At 74.3% G+C, this 19,694-nt stretch carries 14 protein-coding genes; 10 read left to right on the forward strand and 4 right to left on the reverse strand.

The features are described from left to right. Positions 1-57 precede the first annotated feature (57 nt). Positions 58-282, reverse strand: coding sequence for a 4-oxalocrotonate tautomerase family protein (locus ACFWE2_RS16705; RefSeq protein WP_377225343.1), 225 nt, complete (start codon positions 280-282; stop codon positions 58-60). A gap of 190 nt (positions 283-472) precedes the next feature. On the opposite strand from ACFWE2_RS16705, the gene ACFWE2_RS16710 reads away from it, so the two are divergent. Together ACFWE2_RS16710 and ACFWE2_RS16715 are read left to right on the forward strand one after the other, a co-directional pair. Beyond that, a complete protein-coding gene (locus ACFWE2_RS16710) occupies positions 473-1,225 on the forward strand; it encodes a DUF1775 domain-containing protein (RefSeq protein ID WP_377225344.1) in 753 nt (250 codons plus the stop codon). Next, positions 1,222-2,955 (forward strand): copper resistance protein CopC, encoded by a 1,734-nt coding sequence (locus ACFWE2_RS16715; RefSeq protein ID WP_377225345.1) that lies wholly within the window; start codon positions 1,222-1,224, stop codon positions 2,953-2,955. The genes ACFWE2_RS16710 and ACFWE2_RS16715 overlap by 4 nt, the downstream gene beginning before the upstream one ends. 30 nt (positions 2,956-2,985) lie before the next feature. On the opposite strand, the gene ACFWE2_RS16720 is transcribed toward ACFWE2_RS16715, so the two are convergent. Further along, positions 2,986-3,510: a 2'-5' RNA ligase family protein gene (locus ACFWE2_RS16720; protein ID WP_377225346.1), complete on the reverse strand. Its 525-nt coding sequence runs from the start codon at positions 3,508-3,510 to the stop codon at positions 2,986-2,988. Between the two features lie 55 nt (positions 3,511-3,565). On the opposite strand from ACFWE2_RS16720, the gene ACFWE2_RS16725 reads away from it, so the two are divergent. The 8 genes from ACFWE2_RS16725 to ACFWE2_RS16760 all read left to right on the forward strand — a co-directional run bounded on the left by ACFWE2_RS16725 (position 3,566) and on the right by ACFWE2_RS16760 (position 15,837). Beyond that, complete coding sequence (locus ACFWE2_RS16725) at positions 3,566-4,399, forward strand: MerR family transcriptional regulator (RefSeq protein WP_377225347.1); 834 nt, start codon at positions 3,566-3,568, stop codon at positions 4,397-4,399. Positions 4,400-4,477: 78 nt separating this feature from the next. Continuing rightward, on the forward strand, positions 4,478-5,311 hold the full coding sequence (locus ACFWE2_RS16730; RefSeq protein ID WP_377225348.1) for an alpha/beta fold hydrolase: 834 nt from the start codon (positions 4,478-4,480) through the stop codon (positions 5,309-5,311). A gap of 50 nt (positions 5,312-5,361) precedes the next feature. Beyond that, positions 5,362-6,252 (forward strand): SDR family NAD(P)-dependent oxidoreductase, encoded by an 891-nt coding sequence (locus ACFWE2_RS16735; RefSeq protein ID WP_377225349.1) that lies wholly within the window; start codon positions 5,362-5,364, stop codon positions 6,250-6,252. 24 nt (positions 6,253-6,276) lie between these two features. Then, positions 6,277-6,747: a MerR family transcriptional regulator gene (locus ACFWE2_RS16740; protein ID WP_377225350.1), complete on the forward strand. Its 471-nt coding sequence runs from the start codon at positions 6,277-6,279 to the stop codon at positions 6,745-6,747. 171 nt (positions 6,748-6,918) lie between these two features. Beyond that, positions 6,919-10,326 carry an exodeoxyribonuclease V subunit gamma gene (recC, locus tag ACFWE2_RS16745; RefSeq protein ID WP_377225351.1) on the forward strand — a complete coding sequence of 1,136 codons (3,408 nt, stop codon included), beginning with the start codon at positions 6,919-6,921 and terminating at the stop codon, positions 10,324-10,326. Beyond that, positions 10,326-13,682, forward strand: coding sequence for a UvrD-helicase domain-containing protein (locus ACFWE2_RS16750; RefSeq protein ID WP_377225352.1), 3,357 nt, complete (start codon positions 10,326-10,328; stop codon positions 13,680-13,682). Before recC ends, ACFWE2_RS16750 begins: the two co-directional genes overlap by 1 nt. Continuing rightward, complete coding sequence (gene recD / locus ACFWE2_RS16755; protein ID WP_377225353.1) at positions 13,679-15,514, forward strand: exodeoxyribonuclease V subunit alpha; 1,836 nt, start codon at positions 13,679-13,681, stop codon at positions 15,512-15,514. Before ACFWE2_RS16750 ends, recD begins: the two co-directional genes overlap by 4 nt. Before the next feature lie 77 nt (positions 15,515-15,591). Next, on the forward strand, positions 15,592-15,837 hold the full coding sequence (locus ACFWE2_RS16760; protein ID WP_377225354.1) for a hypothetical protein: 246 nt from the start codon (positions 15,592-15,594) through the stop codon (positions 15,835-15,837). Between the two features lie 76 nt (positions 15,838-15,913). Here ACFWE2_RS16760 and ACFWE2_RS16765 read toward each other — a convergent pair whose 3' ends face one another. Then, a complete protein-coding gene (locus ACFWE2_RS16765; protein WP_377225355.1) occupies positions 15,914-17,413 on the reverse strand; it encodes a hypothetical protein in 1,500 nt (499 codons plus the stop codon). Between the two features lie 100 nt (positions 17,414-17,513). After that, positions 17,514-19,229, reverse strand: coding sequence for a cellulase family glycosylhydrolase (locus tag ACFWE2_RS16770; protein WP_377225356.1), 1,716 nt, complete (start codon positions 19,227-19,229; stop codon positions 17,514-17,516). Positions 19,230-19,694 lie beyond the last annotated feature (465 nt).

Consider the following 19,694-nt stretch of genomic DNA (forward strand, 5'->3'; position numbering starts at 1 on the left):
GGCCCGGAGGACGGATCCTCCGGGCCCACGCTGTCCTCCTCGAAGGAGAGCCGTACGTCAGTCGTCGGCGAGGGCGGCGACCACGGCGGCGCGGCTCTCGTCCTCGCTGGCGAGCACGCCGCCGTTGGCGACGATGTCGGGGGTGATCTCGCTGAAGACCATGCGGACGTCCTGGCGGCGGGCGCCCAGGATCTCGACGGCGCTGTCGGCCACGGCCTTGGCGAAGTCGCGACGCTGTTCGAGGGTGCGGCCGGCCAGCAGCTCGACGGTGATGTTGGGCATTTCTTCCCTCCGGTGGCGGCCGCTCCGCACACGACAGCGCGTTCACGGAGGCGACCTTGGTTCGGTGACATGAACCACCGTACGTGTGCCGGAACGGCATCGTCTACGTTTTCACCCATCGAGTTCACACTCTTGACAGCGGTTCGGCCCGCTGGTTTGGTGTGCGGACCATCTCCACCCAGGAGCTCCCATGAATCGCAGGACCGCCCTCCGTCGCGCGACCCTGTCCGGGCTCGCCGCCGCGGGCCTCGTAGCCCTCGGGGCGACGTCGGCGGTGGCGCACGTAACCATCACCCCGTCCACCACCGCGGCGGGCGCGACGGCCGACCTCCGGGTCGAGATCCCGCACGGGTGCGCGGAGTCGGCGACGACCGCGATCTCGATCCGGATGCCCGAGGGGGTCTCGGACGTGACCGCGACGGGTACCGACCGCTGGGCGGTCGAGCAGGCAGCGGACGCCCTGACCTGGACGACGGACGTCCCGCTCCCGGACGCCGAGCACGCAGCGGTCGAGTTCTCGGTGCGCCTGCCCGACGACGACGGCGCGACGCTCGTCTTCCCCGTCATCCAGCGGTGCGAGCAGGGCGAGGCGGCCTGGACCGAGGTCGCCGAGCACGGTGAGGGGCACGACTCCCTTGAGCGGCCGGCGCCCGTCCTCGTCGTGACGCCTGGCGAGCCGGGGGCGGGGAGCGAGTCCGCCGATGCCGACGAGCGCGCCGGCACCGAGGCGCCGACGGAGACGGCGGGCGCGGAATCGCCCGGCACGGGTCCCGCGACCGCCGTGACCGAGCCGGCCGCCGCGCCCGAGCCGGCCGCAGCCCCTGAGGTGGCGGACGCCGACGCCGAGGCGCGGAGCCCGCTGGTCGCCTACGGTGCGGCCGGCGTCCTCGCCGCGGGCGTCCTGGCGGGCGCGGCGGTCCTGCGCCGTCGGCGACGCCCATGATGTCGCCGAGCGTGGGACAGGGCCGGCGCACCGGCGGCTGGCTGCTCCTGCTCGCCGTCGTCTGCGCGCTCGTGCTCGGCCCGGCGGTCAGCGCGTTCGCCCACGCCACCCTGGTGCGCACCGACCCGGCGCACGGCGCGGTGCTGGAGACCGCCCCCGAGCGCATCACGTTCGGCTTCAACGAGTCCGTGCTCGGCGTCCCGACGGGGATCAAGGTGTTCGACGCGACCGGGAAGGAGGTCGCCTCGACCGCGTCGGTGCGCGGGTCGGAGCTCTTCGTGGACCTCGACGAGGAGGTCGGCGACGGCACGCTGGTCGTCGTCTGGCGCCTCGTGTCGGAGGACGGGCACCCGATTGGCGGCTCGCTGAGCTTCTCCGTCGGTGCCCCCAGCGACGTGGTGGACGTGCCCTCGGCCGACGCGGACACCGGAACCGAGGCGCCCTTCGTGCTCGGCCTGGTCCGTGGGCTCGGCTACGTGGGCCTCCTCGTGGCCGCCGGGGTTGCGGCCTTCACGGTGCTGTTCCTGCCGCGCGACGGCGGCGCCGACCGTTCGCGCTCCCGGCTCCGTCCGGTCGCCCGGGTGGCGGCCGGCGTCGCGGCGCTCGGCTGGGGGCTGGCCGTGCCGCTGGTCGCGCTGTACCAGCTCGGTGTGCCGGTCTCCGCGATCACCGAGGGCTCCACCTGGTCGGCGCTCGCGCCGGCCGAGTACGTCGTCCCCGCGGTGGTGGTCGCGGGGCTCGCGCTGGCCGTCGGGGCGCTCCCGGCGTCCGCCGCCCCCGGCCGGACCAGGGCCGCCCTCGTGCTGGCCGGCAGCATCCTCGCGGTCACCGCGCCCGCGTTCACCGGGCACACGCGGGCCGCTTCGCCCGAGGCCCTGGTGATCGGCGTGGACGTGCTGCACCTGGCCGCCGGAACCCTGTGGCTCGGTGGCCTCGTGGCGATTGCCCTCGTGCTCGGGGACCTCGCGCGCGGCGGCTCCGGCGCCGTCGTGCTCGGCAGGTTCTCGGCCTGGGCCGCCGGGCTGCTCGTGGTGCTCGTGGTCGCCGGGACCTTCCTCGCCTGGCGGATCGCCGGGTCCTGGGACGCGCTCCTCGGCTCCGGTTACGGAGCCCTTCTCCTCGTGAAGGTCCTCGCCGCGCTGGTCGCGGTCGCCGTCGCCGCGTGGAACAGATTCGCGCTGCTGCCGCGGCTCCGGGCGGAACCTCGCCGCCGTCCGGCTCCTCCCCGCCGTCCGGCAGCGGGCAGCCGCGCGGAACCTCGCCGTCGCGACCGGGGTTTCTCCGCCACGCCGCTGGGCCGGACGGCGCTCGCGGAGGCGGGGGTGCTGGTGGTGGTCCTGCTGGTCACCGGCTTCCTGGTGGACCGAAGCCCCGAGACCGAGACGGCCGCCGCTGCCGTCGAGGAGTCGGGCGCGAGCGCCGGGGAGCAGGTGGTGCTGGGCCAGATCTCGGCGCGGGTCGCCCTGGACCCGCCGGCCGTCGGACCGGCGACCCTCACCATCACGATGACCGACGCGCTCGGGGAGCCCGCGGAGGGCTACGAGGCGCCCCGGCTCAGCCTGAGGTCCGGCGACGTGGATCTCGGCGAGGTCGAGGTCGCCTCCCTCGGCCCGGGCGTCTACGCCGGCGACGTGGTGCTGCCGACCGGGGGCGAGTGGGAGGTGCGGGTGTCGCTGCGCACCACGGAGTTCGACAACCCGGTGCGGACGGTGACGTTCCGGGTGCCGTGACGGCCTCGGCGTCCCGCCGGCGTCACGGCGTCACGGGACGACGGTCAGCGGGTGCACGGTGCCCGTCCCTGCGTCGACGAGCGCGGCGCCGGTCAGCATTCCCGTCAGAGGCAGGATCTCGTAGGTGGCTTCGAGCACCAGCGGCGTCTGCTCCAGGCGCACACGCGTCGCGACGGTGACGTGCGGGGTCCAGGTTCCCGGGACGTAGTGCTTGTGCAGCTCGTCCGCCGTCGCGCCGAGGGCCTCGACGACCCGCTCCTGGCGTGTCACGAGCTCGGTCGTGGCCGCGGGGACCAGGCTCATCCGGCCGCGGCGAAACGCCGCTATGGCATCGAACTGCACCGTCAGGGGACCGGCGTCGGGCAGCGCCTCGACAGCCGCGTGTACCTTCTCCAGGTCCCAGGAACGCAGCACCGCCAGGGACAGGTGCGGCACGTGCCGCCCGTGCGTGTGGGTGCCGAGCGTGGGCACGCCGTCGGACTCGAGCCGCTGCCACAGCCGTCGCAGGACCCGCTCGGTCGGTCCGTCGAACAGCAAGCACACCGCCAGCGCCACGGGGCCAGCCTAGAACGCTTGACCTTGTGCCTGCTGCAACCTCGATCCTGGGGTCATGCTCACCATCAGCGACTTCAGCGAGATGTGCTACCTGTCGCCCCAGACCCTGCGCTACTACCACTCCGAGGGCCTGCTGGTCCCGGCCGACGTCGACCCGCAGACCGGCTACCGCTCGTACACGTTCGACCAGGTCGAGCAGGCGATGCTGATCACGGCCCTGCGCGGCACGGGGATGAGCGTCAAGCTCGTGCGGCGCGCGCTCGACGAGCCCGGCGAGGCGCCCGCGCTGCTGCGGGAGCACGCCGCCGAGGTGGCGGCCCAGCGGCAGCTCCAGGACGAGGCGATCAGCGACGCGCGCGAGCTCCTCGGCGCGCGGCCGGAGGTACGCCTGCGGCACGTCCCCGAGGCCACGGTGGTGTCGCGGCTGGTGGCCGTCGAGCTCGCCGGGCGCGACCGGTACGACTGGACGGCGGCCGAGACCACGCTCGGCGCCGCGGTCACCGACCTGGTCGCGACCGTCGAGTCGTGCGGCGCCGTCGTCTCCGGAACGCCCTGGCGAGGCTGGACGCGCGGGACGCAGGAGCAGCGGCAGGGTCCCGACGGGCCACCCTGGCTGGTGAGCGTGCCCGTCGAGGCGGACGCCAAGGCGCTCGCTGCGCTGCCCGACGGCGTCGAGGCGCACACCTTCGAGGCCCGCGAGGAGGTGTCGATCTTCCTTCCGGGCAAGAGCTCGATGGCCAAGTTCGCCACCGCGATGTCCCGCCTGACGACGCATCCCCTCGACGGCGCCTACGTCGACTTCTCGCGGATGCGCCAGGTGCTGCACGACGACGGGGTGGAGACGGCGCTGGCCGTGCGGCGGCTCGAGGACGACGACCTGGCCGGCTGATCTCCTTCGTTGAACGAGCCCGCGGCCTGTGCGAGGGTGAAATTTGTGCGCGAGACACCCACGCGAGAGGAGCAACACATGGACCGGCTCGGTGACGACTTCTGGGAGCTGCCGGAGGTGTTCGAGTACGAGGGCCAGCCCGTCCGCTGGCACGCGATCGGTACGGGTGAACCGCTGGTGCTGCTGCACGGCACCCCGTTCTCCTCCGTCGTGTGGCGGCGGATCGCCCCGCTCCTCGCGCGACGGCGCCGGGTGTACTACTACGACCTCCTCGGCTACGGGCGCTCGCACAAGGAGGACGGCCAGGACGTCTCGCTCGGCGTGCAGAACCGGCTCTTCGACAAGCTGCTCGCGCACTGGGGGCTGGAGCGGCCCGACGTCGTCGCGCACGACTTCGGCGGGGCGACGGCGCTGCGCACCCACCTGCTGGACGGGCGCGACTACCGGACGCTCACCCTGATCGACCCCGTGGCGCTGAGCCCCCACGGTTCGCCGTTCGTGCAGACCGCCCGCCGGCACGAGCAGGCGTTCGTCGAGCTCCCGGCCTACATCCACGACGCGCTCCTGCGCGCGTACGTCGCCGGGGCCGTGCACCGCACGCTGTCGGACGAGGAGATGCTCCGCTACACCGAGCCGTGGACGGGGGAGGTGGGCCAGGCAGCGTTCTACCGCCAGATCGCCCAGATGCGGGACGAGTACACCGACGAGATCCAGGACCGCTACGACGAGATCCGCTGCCCCGTCACCATCCTGTGGGGCGAGCAGGACGCATGGGTGCCCCTCGACCGCGGACGGGAACTGGCCCGGCGCATCCCGGGCGCCGACCTGCACACCGTCGCGTACGCCGGGCACCTCGTCCCGGAGGACGCGCCCGAGGCGGTCGTCGCGACGGTGCTCGAGGCCCTGGGCTGAGCGAGACCGCCCTTGCGTTCGAGCGCGCTCGAACCCCTAGCGTCCCCGGCATGACGAACAGCGAGACGAACCGCGACAAGATCAGCGAGAAGACCTGGCTCATCACCGGCGCCAGCTCGGGCCTCGGCCTCGCTCTCGCCGAGGCCGCGCTGCGCGCCGGTGAGCGGGTGGTCGGGACCGCCCGGCACACCAGCCGGTTCGACGCCCTCCAGGCCCGGTACGGCGACCGGCTGCTCGCCGTGGCGCACGACGTGCGCGACACGGCCGCCGCGGCCGCCGTCGTGCGGCGGGCGCTCGACGCGTTCGGGCGGGTCGACGTGCTCGTCAACAACGCCGGCGCCGGCCAGGTCGGAGCGGCCGAGGAGATCAGCGACGACCGGCTGCGGGACATGCTCGACCAGCACCTGTTCGGCCCGGCGGCCTACGTGCGCGCCGTCCTGCCGCACCTGCGGGAGCGTGGTTCGGGCGCGATCGTGCAGATGAGCAGTCAGGGCGGGCGCATGTCGTTCCCGGCGGTCGGCAGCTACTCGGCCGGCAAGTTCGCGCTGGAGGGCTGGTCCGAGGCGCTCGCGGGCGAGGTCGCCCCGTTCGGGATCCGGGTGCTGATCGTGGAGCCCAGCCGGTTCCGCACGGCCTTCCACGCGCCGGGCGTGCTCGCGACGGCCGCCCAGGACCCGGCCTACGAGGCGGTGACCGGGGCGGTGCGCGCGAACATGGCCGACGCCGACGGCATCCAGGAGGGTGACCCCGAGCGCGGTGCCGCCGTCATCCGCGACGTGCTCGGCGCCGTCGACGCGCCGCTGCGGCTCCCGCTCGGCGCCGAGGCGGTCCGCAACCTCAGGCGCGTCTACACCGACGCGCTCGACGACGTCGAGAAGTGGGCCGGAGCCAGCGAGTCGGCGGACTTCCCTGGTGTGCCCGCGGCCGTGCGTGCGTTCTGACCGGGCCGACCTAAGGTGACTGGCATGGCCATGGACGAGCTGATGTCGCGGGCGCTGGCGGCGCTGGGGGAGAACGGCGCGCCGTCCGTCGAGGTGATCCATGCCCTGGCCGACGCCGACGCGACGACCGAGCCGATGACCATCGCCGAGGCCGCCGTCCACCTCGACGTCTCGCCGCACACGCTGCGCTACTACGAGCGGGCCGGGCTGGTCGAGGTCGGCCGCGACCCCTCGGGCCACCGCGTGTACGACGCCGCCGCGATCCGGCGCCTGGTGTTCCTCACGCGGATGCGGCTCTCGGGGATGCCCATGCGGGACCTGCGGCACTACGTGGCGCTGGTCGACGCCGGGAAGCACACCGAGCCCGAGCGCCTCGACATCCTGCTGGAGCACCGGGACACCATCCGGCGGCGGATCCGCGAGCTGACGCTCTCGCTGGCCGCGACGGAGTACAAGATCGCGACCTACGGCGGTTCGACGGGCCCGGGGGTCTAGTGTCCTGAGGTCCGGCACTGGCCCCAGGCCCCAGGCGACCGTAACTCCGGGGGTTGTGGTCGGTTGAAGCCTGGGGCGGTGCGCCGGTACCGGGACCAGAGGATGAGCGCCGCTCCCGGGCCCGTAGGTCTGACGCCAGCGTGCGTGGGACCTGCGCGATACGTTGGCGCCATGGCAGTCGTCCTTCATCGTGCCCCGCGCACGGACCTGCTCGCGCGGGGCCTGGGGGACCTGCTCGCCACGCCCCTCGACGACCCGTTCGCGACCGAGGTCGTCGTGGTGCCCGCCCGCGGTGTCGAGCGGTGGCTCGCGCAGCGGCTCAGCCACCGGCTCGGCTCGGTCCCTGGGCAGGACGACGGCGTGTGCGCCGGCGTGGACCTGCGCTCGCCGCGCTCGCTGTTCGCCGAGGTCACGGGCACCCGCGACGACGACCCCTGGGCGCCGGACGCCCTGACGTGGCCCCTGCTGGCGGCGATCGACGCGAGCCTCGACGAGCCGTGGGCCGCGCTGCTCGCCCAGCATCTGGGGCACGGTATCCCGGGGGAGGAGGGGGACCTGCGGCGCGGACGCCGGCTCTCCGTCGCCCGCCGGCTCGCGCGGCTCCTGGCGGGCTACGCCGCCCAGCGTCCGGCACTGATCGCGGACTGGGCGGCGGGCCGCGACACCGACGGGTGCGGTCGCGCGGTCCCCGCCGACCTCGCGTGGCAGCCGCCGCTGTGGCGGGCTCTCGCCGAGCGGGTCGACGCCGAGCCGCCGCACGCGCGGCACGCGGCCGTCGTCGAGCGGCTGAAGGCCGAGCCGGGCGCCTTCGAGCTGCCCGAGCGGCTGTCCCTCTTCGGGCATACGCGACTGGCCGCGAGCGAGGTCGAGCTGGTCGGCGCGCTCGGCGCGCACCGCGACGTGCACCTGTGGCTGCCGCACCCCTCGGCACCGCTGTGGTCGGCGCTCAAGGACCTCGGCGGGCCCGTCGACCGGGCGCTCGATCGTTCGCACGAGCGTGTCGGGCACCGGCTCCTGGCCACGCTCGGCCGCGACACACGCGAGCTGCAGCGCACGCTGTCCGCGATCGAGCTGCGCGACGAGCCGGTCGCCGCGGCGGACGACCGCGGAGACATCGCCGGCGACACGCAGCCGCCGTCCACCCTCCTGGGGATGCTCCAGCACGACCTGCGCGCCGATGCCGTCGGCGACGCGGCCTCCCGCCTGCTCGACCCCGCCGACCGCTCGGTCCAGGTGCATGCCTGCCACGGCCCGGCCCGGCAGGTCGAGGTGCTGCGCGACGTGCTGCTCGGCCTGCTCGCCGACGACCCGACGCTCGAGCCGCGCGACGTGCTCGTCATGTGCCCCGACATCGAGACCTACGCGCCCCTGGTCACCGCCGCCTTCGGGCTGGCCGACGTCGTCGGGCCGGACGGCCACCCCGCGCACGGCCTGCGCGTGCGGCTCGCCGACCGGGCGCTGGACCGGACCAACCCGCTGCTCGCCGTCGTGATGCGGCTTCTGGAGCTCGCCGGCGACCGGGCAGGCGTGGGCGACGTCCTGGACCTGGCGCACGCCGAGCCCGTGCGCCGTCGGTTCGGGTTCCGGGACGACGACCTGGAACAGCTCGCCCACTGGGCACGGGAGACCGGCGTGCGGTGGGGCTTCGACGCGGCGCACCGCGCCGGCTTCGGCCTGGCCGACTACGCGTCCGGCACCTGGCAGGAGGGCGTGGACCGGCTGCTCGCGGGGGTCGCGATGTCGGACGACACCGGCACCTGGCTCGAGCGCACCCTGCCGCTGGACGACGTCGGCAGCGGGCAGGTCGAGCTCGTCGGCCGCCTGACCGAGCTCGTCGAGCGGCTGCGGGACGTCACCGACGCGCTCGTCGGCGGGCACCCGCTCGAGCACTGGCTGACCGCGCTGGAGGACGGCGTCGCGGCGCTCACCACCGTGCCGACCGCGGACGCGTGGCAGCTCGCGCAGGTGCGGCGCGAGCTCGCCCGGGTGCGCACCGACGCGCCCGACCCGGCCGTGCCCCTGCGGCTGCCGGACGTGCGCGCGCTGCTCGCCGACTGCGTGGCCGGCCGCCCGACCCGCGCGAACTTCCGCACCGGCACGCTGACCGTGGCCACGCTCGTGCCGATGCGGTCGGTACCGCACCGCGTCATCGCCCTGCTCGGGCTCGACGACGGCGTGTTCCCGCGGGTCGGCATCACCGACGGCGACGACGTGCTGGCGCGCGAGCCGAGGACGGGCGAGCGCGACCCACGCAGCGAGGACCGGCAGCTCTTCCTCGACGCGATCCTCGCCGCCACCGAGGCCCTCGTGGTGACCTACAGCGGTGCCGACGAGTACTCGGGCCAGGTCCGCCCGCCCGCCGTACCGCTGGGTGAGCTGCTGGACGCCCTCGACGAGACGGCGCGGACACCCGACGACCGCCCGGTGTCCCAGGCGGTGACCGTGCGTCACCCGCTGCAGCCGTTCGACCGGCGCAACGTCGAGCCAGGAGCGCTCGTGCCCGGCACCGCCTTCACGTTCGACCGTGCGGCCCTGGCCGGCGCCCGCGCCGCGACCGGCCCCCGCACCCCGGCAGGCCCGTTCCTGGCCGCGCCGCTCGCACCGGCGGCGCCGGCAGGGGCGGACGACGGCATCGTCGCCCTCGACGACCTGCTCGCCTTCTACCGCTCCCCGGCGCGCGGGTTCCTCGTCCAGCGCCTCGACGTCGGCCGGCCCTTCCAGGAGGAGCCGCTCGACGACGGGCTGCCCGTCGAGCTCGACGGGCTCGGCCGCTGGGCCGTCGGGGAGCGGGTCCTGCGGGACGTGCTGTCCGGCACGACGCTCGACGACGCCGTGCAGAAGGAGTGGCGGCGCGGGCAACTCCCGCCCGGACGCCTGGGCTGGCGCCCGCTGGTCGGTGTCGCCGAGGAGGTGGGCCCGCTCGCCGACGCCGCCGGGGGCCTGCGCGCGAGCCCCGCGCGCGTCGTGGACGTGGACGTCGACCTGGGTGACGGGCGCAGCCTGCGCGGCTCCGTGCCGGGCCTGCACGGCGACCGCCTCGTCGCGGTGTCCTACGCGCGGCTCGGCGGCAGGCAGCGCCTGCAGACCTGGATCCGGCTGCTGGCGCTCGCGGCGTCGGACGACGACCGGCCCTGGGTGGGGTACACGCTCGGCCGGCCGGCCAACCCGCGCTCACGCAGGACGTGGCAGGGCTCCCGGCTCGGGCCGCTGGACCACACGGCCGTCGAGCTGCTGCGGGGCCTCGTCGCGCTGCGCGACCGCGGCCTCACCGAGCCGCTGCCGCTGCCGGTCAAGGCGTCGGTGGTCTACGCCGAGGCGCGCAGGAGCAGTGCCGACCCGGCCGACGCGCGGTACCGGGCGGGGCAGACGTGGACCGGCCAGAAGGGGCCCGGCGGCCGCCTCGACGGCGAGTGCGCGGAACCCGAGCACGTGCGTGTCCACGGACCGGGGGCCCCGCTGCCCGGGACCGGCGAGGAGCCACGGCCCGGTGAGGAGCACCCGGGGGAGACGACCCGCTTCGGTGCGCTGGCAATGCGGGTCTGGAGCCCGCTGCTGGAGAACGAGAGGTTCAGCGACTGATGGACGTCTTCGACCTGACCGGGCCGCTGCCGCGCGGCACGGCCCTGCTGGAGGCGAGCGCGGGCACCGGCAAGACCTTCGCGATCGGCGCGCTCGTGACCCGGTACGTCGCCGAGGGCGTCGTGCCGCTCGACCAGATGCTCGTGGTGACCTTCGGCCGTGCCGCGACCCAGGAGCTGCGCGACCGCGTGCGCGGCGCCCTGCTGCGGGCCGAGCGCACGTTCGCCGCCGCCCTCGCGGGCCGCGACACCGGACCGGTCGACGAGGTCCTGGCGGCGCTGCTCGACGTCGACGACGCCGAGCGGGTCGCCCGGCACCGGCGGCTGGCCGACGCGCTGGCCGCGTTCGACCACGCCACCATCGCGACGATCCACCAGTTCTGCCAGCTCGTGCTGCGCTCGCTCGGCGTCGCGGGGGACACCGAGCCGGGCGCCGAGCTCGTCGAGTCCCTGACCGAGCTCACCGTCGAGGTGGTTGACGACCTCTACCTGCGCCGGTACGGCAACGCCCCCGAGCCGCCCCCGTTCGACCGGGCCTGCGCCCTCAAGGTCGCCACCGCCGCCGTCGAGGACCCTCGCGCCGCGCTCGCCGACGCCGACCCGGACGACGCCGTCGGCTCGGCACGCGTCTCCTTCGCCCGTGAGGTGCGCGCCGAGATGGAGCGGCGCAAGCGGCGGCTCGGCATCCTGTCGTACGACGACCTGCTCGGGCGGCTGGCCGACGCCCTCGACCCGGCGACCGCCGACGGCGGGGCCGCCGTCGGCGCGCGGATGCGCGACCGCTGGAAGGTCGTGCTGGTCGACGAGTTCCAGGACACCGACCCGGTGCAGTGGCAGGTGCTGGAGCGGGCCTTCGGCGCGGGGGAGCCGGGCCGGCAGACGCAGGCGATGGTGCTGGTCGGCGACCCCAAGCAGGCCATCTACGCCTTCCGCGGCGGCGACGTCGTCGCGTACCTCGACGCCGCGCGGCACGCCGCCACACGCGCGACCCTGGGCAGCAACTGGCGCTCGGACGCGCCACTGGTCGAGACCCTGGGAGTACTGCTGGGCAACGCGGCGCTCGGCCACGAGGAGATCGTGGTGCACCCGGTCAGAGCCGAGGGCGGGAGCGGCCGGCTGGCCGGCGCGCCGCACCCGGCGCCGTTCCGGCTGCGGCAGGTGCTGCGCGAGGGGCTGCCCAAGGTCAAGGGCAGCGCGATCCAGGTGGGCGCCGCACGGCAGCACGTCGCGACGGACCTCGCCGCCGACGTCGCGGGACTGCTCGCCTCGGGCGCGACCTGGGACGGGCGCCCGCTGGTGCCCGGCGACGTCGCCGTCCTCGTGTCGGCGCGGGTGCACGGGCGGCTCGTGCAGGACGCGCTCGCCGAGCGCGGCGTCGCGGCCGTGATGCCCGGCGGTGACGTGTTCGAGACGCCCGCCGCCGACGAGTGGCTGACGCTCCTGGAGGCGCTGGAGTCCCCGCACCGTTCGGGCCTGGTGCGCGCCGCGGCCCTCACGCCGTTCCTCGGCCGCACCGCCGCCGACCTCGACGCGGGCGGCGAGGATACGACCGCCCGCGACGCCGACACCCTGCGCGGCTGGGCGATCCTGCTGCGCCACCGGGGCGTGGCCGCCCTGCTGGAGGCCGCCGAGGAACGCGGGCTCAGCGGGCGGGTGCTGGCTCAGGCCGAGGGCGAGCGCCTGCTGACCGACGTCCGCCACCTGGGGCAGCTCCTGCACGAGGTGAGCGTGACCGAGTCGCTCGGCCTGACCGCCCTGCTGGCCTGGTTCCGCGACGAGCGGCGCCGTACGGGCACCGCCGAGCGGCCGCGCCGGCTGGACTCGGATGCCGCTGCCGTGCAGATCGTCACGGTGCACGGCAGCAAGGGTCTGCAGTACCCGGTGGTGTACCTGCCGTTCGGCTACGACAACTACGCGCGCCCCGTCGAGATCGCGCTCTACCATGACGACCGCGGCGCGCGGACGATCGACGTCTCCGGCTCGGGCGCGCAGTGGGACGCCCACTGCACCGCGCACCGCGCGGAGGAGGACGGCGAGGAGCTCCGCAAGCTCTACGTGGCCCTGACCCGCGCGCAGTCGCAGGTCGTGGCGTGGTGGGCCCCGACGTCGAGCACGCCGACGAGCGGGCTGCACCGCCTCCTGTTCGGCCGCACCCCCGGCACGCGGGAGGTCCCGGGCACGCAGCCGATCAAGGACGACGACTACGCCACGCGCGTGCTGGGCTTGCTGGAGGAGCTGGGCGGCCCCGCGGCCGAGCTCGCGGTGCCCGCCGAGGCATCGGCACCCGCACCGGCCGACCGGCACACGCCCTTCGAGGCGCGCGCCTTCGACCGCGCCGTCGACACCGCGTGGCGGCGCACCTCCTACAGCGGCCTCATCGCGGCGGACGACGACGGCGCGGGGGCGGGCGCGCGAGTGGGCAGCGAACCCGAGGCCGCCGGCAAGGACGACGAGCCGGCAGCGCCCGAGGCCGACGTCCCCGACGCCGAGGAGCAGGCGGTGCCGGACGCCGCCGAGACGTCGCCCATGGCGGACCTGCCCACGGGTGCCGCCTTCGGGTCCCTGGTGCACGCGGTGCTGGAGGACGCCGACCCGTTCGCGCCCGACCTGCGCGCCGAGCTGCAGGAGCACGTCACGGAGCAACTGCGCTGGTGGCCCGTCCAGGCGGACCCCGCGGCGCTCGCCGAAGGGCTCCTGCCGCTGCACCGCACCCCGCTCGGCCCGCTGGCCGGCGGCCTGACGCTGGGCGAGATCGGCCGGCCGGACCGGCTCCGCGAGCTGACCTTCGAGCTGCCCCTGAACGGCGGCGACCTCGGCGGCCCCGGCCGGGCCGAGGCGCGGCTGCGGGATCTCGCCCCGCTGCTGCGCGCCCACCTGCCCGCCGACGACCCGCTCGCCGCCTACGCCGACCGGCTCGAGCAGCCCGCCCTGAGGGACCAGCCGCTGCGCGGCTACCTCACCGGCTCGATCGACGTGGTGCTCCGGCTGCCGTCCGGGCGGTTCGTCGTCGTCGACTACAAGACCAACTTCCTGGGGCCCGCCGTCGCCGACTACTCGCGGGACCGGATGGCCGAGGCCATGCTGCACTCGCACTACCCGCTGCAGGCCCTGCTGTACGGTGCGGTGCTGCACCGCTACCTGCGCTGGCGGCTGCCCGGCTACGACCCCGGCACCCATCTCGGCGGGGTGCTCTACCTCTTCGTGCGCGGTATGGCGGGGCCGGACACCCCCGACTCGGGCGGCGCCTCCGCCGCGAACGGCAGCCCGGCCGGCGTGTTCTCCTGGGAGCCGCCGCCGGCGCTGCTGGTCGCGCTCTCCGACCTGCTCGCCGGCGCCGCGGGGGAGAAGGCCGCATGACGACGGCGATCGAGCGCTGGACCAGCGACGACCCCCACGACGCCCGCCGGGCGCTCGGTGCGACCGGGCTGCTGCGCACCTTCAACGACGCCGGCGTGCTCACCGCCGCCGACGTGCACGTCGCGCGCCGCACGGCCGATGTCGTGGGTGAGGACGACGAGACCGTGCGGCTCGCCGTCGCGCTCGCGGTGCGGGCCGTGCGGCAGGGTTCGGTGTGCGTGGACCTGGGCGGGTTCGACGACGGCGCGGCCCCGGGCGCGACTGGCCCTGACGAAGCGCCCCTGCCGTGGCCGGCCGCCGACGGCTGGCTCGACCGGGTAGCGGCCAGCCCGCTCGCCGAGCGGTCGGTGGTGCGGGCCGACCTCGGCCTGCTCTACCTCGACCGGTACTGGCGCGAGGAGCGGCAGGTGCGCGACGACGTCGTCGCCCGGCTGGCGGCGCCCGCCCCTCCGGTCGATGACGCCCTCCTCGAGGCCGGCGCCGCGCGGCTGTTCCCCGGCGATGCGTACGCCGAGCAGCGCGCGGCGGCGCTGTCGACCGCACGCCGCCTGACCACGGTGCTCACGGGTGGCCCCGGCCGCGGCAAGACGACGACGGTGGCCGGCCTGCTCGCCCTGCTGGCGGAGCAGGCCGAGCACGCCGGCGGAAGGCGCCTGCGGATCGCGCTCGCCGCACCCACCGGCAAGGCGGCCGCGCGGCTGCAGGAGGCGGTGGCCGACTCGCTCGGCGCTTCCCCGCAGGCCGGGCGACCGGAGTTCACCGACGACGACCGGCGCCGCCTCGCCGGGCTCCAGGCCGGCACGCTGCACCGGCTGCTGGGCTCGCGGCACGGTTCGAGCACCCGGTTCCGGCACGACCGCTCCAACCGCTTGCCGCACGACGTCGTCGTGGTCGACGAGACCTCCATGGTCTCGCTCACGCTCATGGCCCGGCTGCTGGAGGCGGTGCGTCCCGACGCGCGGCTCGTGCTCGTGGGCGACCCCGACCAGCTCGCCTCCGTCGAGGCCGGTGCGGTGCTCGCCGACCTCGTCGCCGGGCTGGGCGAGCGCGGCGACGGCGCCGTGTCGGCCCTCATCAAGGACCACCGCTCAGAGAGTAAAGCGATCACCCGGCTGGCCGCCGCGATCCAGGACGGCGACCCGGAGGCGGTGATCGCGGAGCTGACGGCGGGCGATGGTGCCGTGGAACTCGTCCATCCCGACGACGCGACCCGGCTCACCGCCCTCCAGGACGAGCTGACACGGCACGCCCTCGCCGTCCGCGGCCTGGCTCTGGCGGGCGACGCCGCCGGGGCGCTGGCCGCGGCCGAGCGGCACCGGCTGCTGTGCGCCCACCGCGAGGGCCCGTGGGGTGTCGCGCACTGGAACCGGCTGGTCGAGCGCCGGCTCGGTGAGGCCTCCGGCGCCTACCTCGGCGCCGCCGTCGGCACCCAGTGGTACGCGGGGCGGCCCGTGCTGGTCACCGCCAACGACTACAGCCTCGGCCTGTTCAACGGCGACACCGGGGTGGTGGTCGCGGACGGCGAGACCCTGCGCGCCCACATCAGCGGTGGCGCGACGTTCGCCGTCTCGCGCCTGGGCGACGTCGAGACGCTGCACGCCATGACCGTGCACAAGAGCCAGGGCAGCCAGGCCGACGAGGTGACGGTGCTGCTGCCGGACGAGACGTCGCCGCTGCTCACGCGCGAGCTGTTCTACACGGCGGTGACGCGGGCACGGCGGCGGGTGCGGGTGGTCGGGACGCCGGAGGCGGTGCGGGCGGCCGTCGTCCGGCGGGCTCGGCGCGCGACCGGGCTGGCGGAGCGGCTGCGGGGTGACGTTCCGGCGGGGTAGAGCAACGAGGGAGGGGCCGCCGAAGATCAGCCTCCGGGGGGAGGACTTGTGTGCCACCACCTGATTACGTTGGGGTCATGGCAAACACCGGACCGGACGACCAGAGCGGCAACGACGCCGCCCCGCCCGTCGGCAGGAACTGGGGAGCCGGCGTCGCGCTCGGCCTGAGCATCGGCCTGGCGCTCGGCCTGGCGCTGGACAACCTCGCGGTCGGTCTCGCGCTCGGTGTGGCGTTCTTCCCGGTGTTCGCGATGGTGCGGGCGACCCCTGCGGCCGAGGACGACGCCCCCGGCGAGGGCAAGCGCCCAGCCGGCGACGCGTAGCCGAACCGACCACCCCTACACGCTGCACGCGACACGCCGACGATGGGGTGCGGTGTGTCGGGTTCGTACTCGACGGTTACTGGAACCTGTCGAACATCGACCAGAAGCTCTTGTCGTCGGCGCCCGACGTGACGGTCGGGGTGTTGTCGCCGGCGTCGAAGAAGTAGTACATCGGGCACGGGTCCCCGATCTCCTGGGTGTACCGCTCCACGGCCTTGCCGGTGCGCAGCGAGTACGCGGCGATCCGGAACTTCCAGGCGTGGAAGCGGGCGGTCAGGACGGTGTCGTCGGCGGTGTACCGGCAGGTCTCCAGGTAGCGGCCGCGGCCGACGTCGTGCAGGCAGACGACCAGCTCGGCCTCGTCGATGTCGCGAGCCTCCCAGCCGGACGGGAGCGTGCGGTGCTCCGGGATCCCGAACCACCAGGCCTTGTGCGGGTCGGAACCGGCGTAGGCGGGTGCGCCGCGGTAGGGCACGGGGTCCTTGCAGTACGTGTTGCCGTTGAGCGCCGCGAGGGCGTCCACCCGCTGGACCGCGGTGTCGACGTCGTACTGCTCGCTCCGGGCGGTGCGGACCATCTTGTGGTCGCCGAACCGGTCCAGGAACTGCTCGTAGGTCGCGCTGGCCTCGGTGAGCCGGTCGGCCTGCGCCTGCTCGCGTGCGCAGGCGAGGACACGTTCGGGAACCTGGTCGGCGTCCGCCGCGATCGGTTCGGCCAGCTCGGGCGGATCTCCCGTGCGGTCGTGGACCCACTCGTCGGTCCGCAGCGCCTCGCAGGGCGACTTCCGGTCGCCGAGTTCTGCCAGGAACGTCTCCACGACCTGCCGCACCGCAGCCGACTGGCCCGGCACGTCCGACAGCGTGGTCCGCAGCTGTCCGAAGCCGCTCTTCAGGTTCCCCGCCGCGAGCAGCCGTTCGGCGCGCTCGGGCCCGGCGCCTTCCCACGCCGCGGCGGGATGGTCGAGGTAGACCTGGAGTCGTTCCGCGGCCGCGGCGGGGTCCCGCTGGCCGAGTGCGTCCAGCAGGACGCCGCAGGCCTCGAGGGCTGCCCGGCCGTCCAGCACCGCCGTCTCCGCGACGACGGTGTGTCCGGGGTGCAACCGGTCGAGCGTCGCTGACGCCGTCGTGCAGTCACCCGCCGCGTGCGACCGGCCGGCGTCCCGCACCAGCCCCTGGGCGTCGGCGCGCAGCACGAGCACGGTGGACAGGAGGATGACGACGACCGAGGCGGCGGCGATGCGCTGCCACAGCACCGGTCCGGCCGGCGCGACTGGCTGCCACGGCACCGGTCCGGCCGGCGGGCCGGCGGCGGCGTCGGCCAGGATCCAGGCGTGCACGACCATGGCCACCCACCACAGCCCGAGGACGACGAGCCACCACGGCTCGCCGGGCGTCAGCGCGATGCCGACGACGGCGACGCCCGTGCCGGCGACCGCGCACGCGGCGAGCACCCACCGGCGCAGGAACAGGTACCCGATCCCGAGCAGGGTGGCGTTCCCGACCACGACGGCGAGGCGGTCGCCGCCCGACGGCGGGTGCGTCCGGTCGGGCGGAAGGGCCACTGGGCGGTCGATCATCCGACGAGTGGACACCAGGTGGTCCGGGACCCCTCCCGACGTCGGCCGCTCCACGCCTCGGGGGTGGCACGTTCGTGCCGCCCCCGAGGGTGTGCGCAGGTCAGGCGGTGCCGGTGACGGCGCTGCCGCTACGGGTGACCGTGTACTGCAGGGTCTGGCCGCTCCGGAAGTGGAACGTCAGGGACACGGGCTCGCCGTCCTTGAGGCTGTCCAGGTAGCGCTTGGTCAGCGTGATGGTCCCGGCCTCGTAGTCGGGCCGGAAGTCGTCCCAGAACTCCGGGAACGTGGTCCAGCCGTGGTGGCCGGCCCCGGTGCCGTCGTCGTACACCGACTCCATCGTGGCGAGCTGGTCGCCGTTGAACGTCGCCGGGATCACCAGCGACGCGTTGGTGCCGGTGGCGCTCTCGACGGCCGGGTCCTCGGAGGTGATCACGTGGAGCTTCCACGGCATGCCGCCGGAGAAGACGACCTGCAGCTCCGCGCTGGTTCCGATCTCGCGGTCGCCGAGGACGGTCTTCAGCAGCCTCGCCTTGAGCGTGAGCTTGCTGCCGGACCGGGTGTAGTCGCGACCGGACCGCAGCGTGGTGTTCCCGAACTTGAGCTTCTTGAACTTGAGGCCGTTGAGGTTCAGGGTGACCGACCGGTCCGTGATCTTGCCGGACGAGTCGACGAACACGAGGTCGGTCGAGGCGGTGCCGGAGCGACCGGTCCAGCCCCGGGCGATGTAGCCGAACTGCTCCTCGTCGCGCCACTCGCGCATGAAACGGTCGAAGTGCGTGCCGTTGTCCCACCAGATGGTGGTGATGCCCGAGGTGCGGGCCAGGTGGCCGAAGTGCTCGAAGAACTTCAGGTACTCGCCGCGCTCGACCTTGTTGTCGTAGTTGTCGAGCAGGCCGTACTCGCCGATGATGACCGGGATGCCCTGGGAGACGAAGGTGTCGACCTGGCTCTGGAAGCTCTCCTCCAGCAGGCCCTGCACCTCCTCGTTGTAGGTGGTGTATCCGGCGACGTTCACGCTGAACGGCCAGAACCCGTAGTTGTGGGTCGTGGCGGCCAGCATCGGGTCGTCGAGCGCCTCGATCTCGTCGACGAGGGCGTCCATGTGGACCTGGTCGGCTCCGGTGTGGAGCGTCGGCAGGACCAGCAGGCGATCGGCGTTCTCGCCTCCCGAGGAGCGCACGATCTCGTGGAACGAGCTGTTCAGCTCCGCGATGTGGCGGTGGCTCTCCTCGTCGCCCGAGGTGCCGGTGAAGTTCACCTCGTTCACCGACTCGAACATCAGCTCCCGCGGGAAGTCCTTGAAGGTGTCCGCGATCTGGGTCCAGGTGGCGTCGTACTGGGCCATCACCTCGTCATGCTTGGTGGGCATGTGGGTGAGCCAGTTCCACGAGTCGTGGTGCGTGTTGATCATGACGTAGAGGTCCGCGTCCAGGGCGAAGTCCACGACCTCCTTGACACGCGCCATGGTCTCGGGCTCGACCGTGTAGTCGGGCGCGGGACCGGTGTGGTTGCCCCAGCTCACGGGGATGCGGACCGAGTTGAAGCCCTCGGCCTTGATGTCGTCGAAGAGGGTCTCGTCGATGCGCGGGTTGCCCCACGCGGTCTCGTCGGCGCCCTCGCCGCAGCACTGGGCGTCGAGGGAGTTGCCGAGGTTCCAGCCCGGCTGCATCGCGGCGACGATCTCCGCGGCCGACGCCGGCGCGTCGGACTGGCTCCGCACGGGCGCCGTCTGCGCGCCGGCAGGGGCGGCGAGGCCGGCCGACAGCGCCAGCCCGGCCGTCAGGGCGACGAACTTCTTCCACGGGGGTCTCTTCACGGTATGCCCTTCTTCGCGCATGGGTGGCTCGACGAGGGCAGTTGGCTCCCCGTCGAGCGGTCTGAGTGATCAGCGGCGATCGCTCGCCACGTGGTTCGGGCCCAGCATCCGCTTCGACGGGACCATTCCCTCGAAGCGCTTCAACAAAGTAGGGCTTCGATCGGAGGCTGCGCAAGCCCTGTTTGATGGACGAAGATCCGCATCGCAGGTGACAGCGATGGCAGAAACCGATGTCGAAACATCGAAGCGCTTCGAGAAGCAGAAGCGCCACCATGCTCTGAGCAAGCGCTAGTGTCCCGCGTCTGAAGTTCGCCTCATGAGTTGTGCGCCGCGAGACCAGTCGGATGCACGCAACTGATCTCGAACGACGACGAGTGCAACGGACCGGCCTGACGGCCCCAGGCTCCAGGCGCGACCGGGGTGTCCGGGTCGGCCAGGAGGGCGCGCGAGCTCGTCCCGTCCCAG

Source organism: Promicromonospora sp. NPDC060271 (assembly GCF_042726755.1).
Classification (GTDB): Bacteria; Actinomycetota; Actinomycetes; order Actinomycetales; family Cellulomonadaceae; genus Promicromonospora.

Coding starts and splice junctions, on each gene's coding strand:
- ACFWE2_RS16725 (WP_377225347.1), top strand. CDS start 3,566: ATGCTCACCATCAGCGACTTCAGCGAGATGTGCTACCTGTCGCCCCAG.
- ACFWE2_RS16705 (WP_377225343.1), bottom strand. CDS start 282: ATGCCCAACATCACCGTCGAGCTGCTGGCCGGCCGCACCCTCGAACAG.
- ACFWE2_RS16740 (WP_377225350.1), top strand. CDS start 6,277: ATGGCCATGGACGAGCTGATGTCGCGGGCGCTGGCGGCGCTGGGGGAG.
- ACFWE2_RS16765 (WP_377225355.1), bottom strand. CDS start 17,413: ATGATCGACCGCCCAGTGGCCCTTCCGCCCGACCGGACGCACCCGCCG.
- recC (WP_377225351.1), top strand. CDS start 6,919: ATGGCAGTCGTCCTTCATCGTGCCCCGCGCACGGACCTGCTCGCGCGG.
- recD (WP_377225353.1), top strand. CDS start 13,679: ATGACGACGGCGATCGAGCGCTGGACCAGCGACGACCCCCACGACGCC.
- ACFWE2_RS16730 (WP_377225348.1), top strand. CDS start 4,478: ATGGACCGGCTCGGTGACGACTTCTGGGAGCTGCCGGAGGTGTTCGAG.
- ACFWE2_RS16760 (WP_377225354.1), top strand. CDS start 15,592: ATGGCAAACACCGGACCGGACGACCAGAGCGGCAACGACGCCGCCCCG.
- ACFWE2_RS16715 (WP_377225345.1), top strand. CDS start 1,222: ATGATGTCGCCGAGCGTGGGACAGGGCCGGCGCACCGGCGGCTGGCTG.
- ACFWE2_RS16710 (WP_377225344.1), top strand. CDS start 473: ATGAATCGCAGGACCGCCCTCCGTCGCGCGACCCTGTCCGGGCTCGCC.
- ACFWE2_RS16735 (WP_377225349.1), top strand. CDS start 5,362: ATGACGAACAGCGAGACGAACCGCGACAAGATCAGCGAGAAGACCTGG.
- ACFWE2_RS16750 (WP_377225352.1), top strand. CDS start 10,326: ATGGACGTCTTCGACCTGACCGGGCCGCTGCCGCGCGGCACGGCCCTG.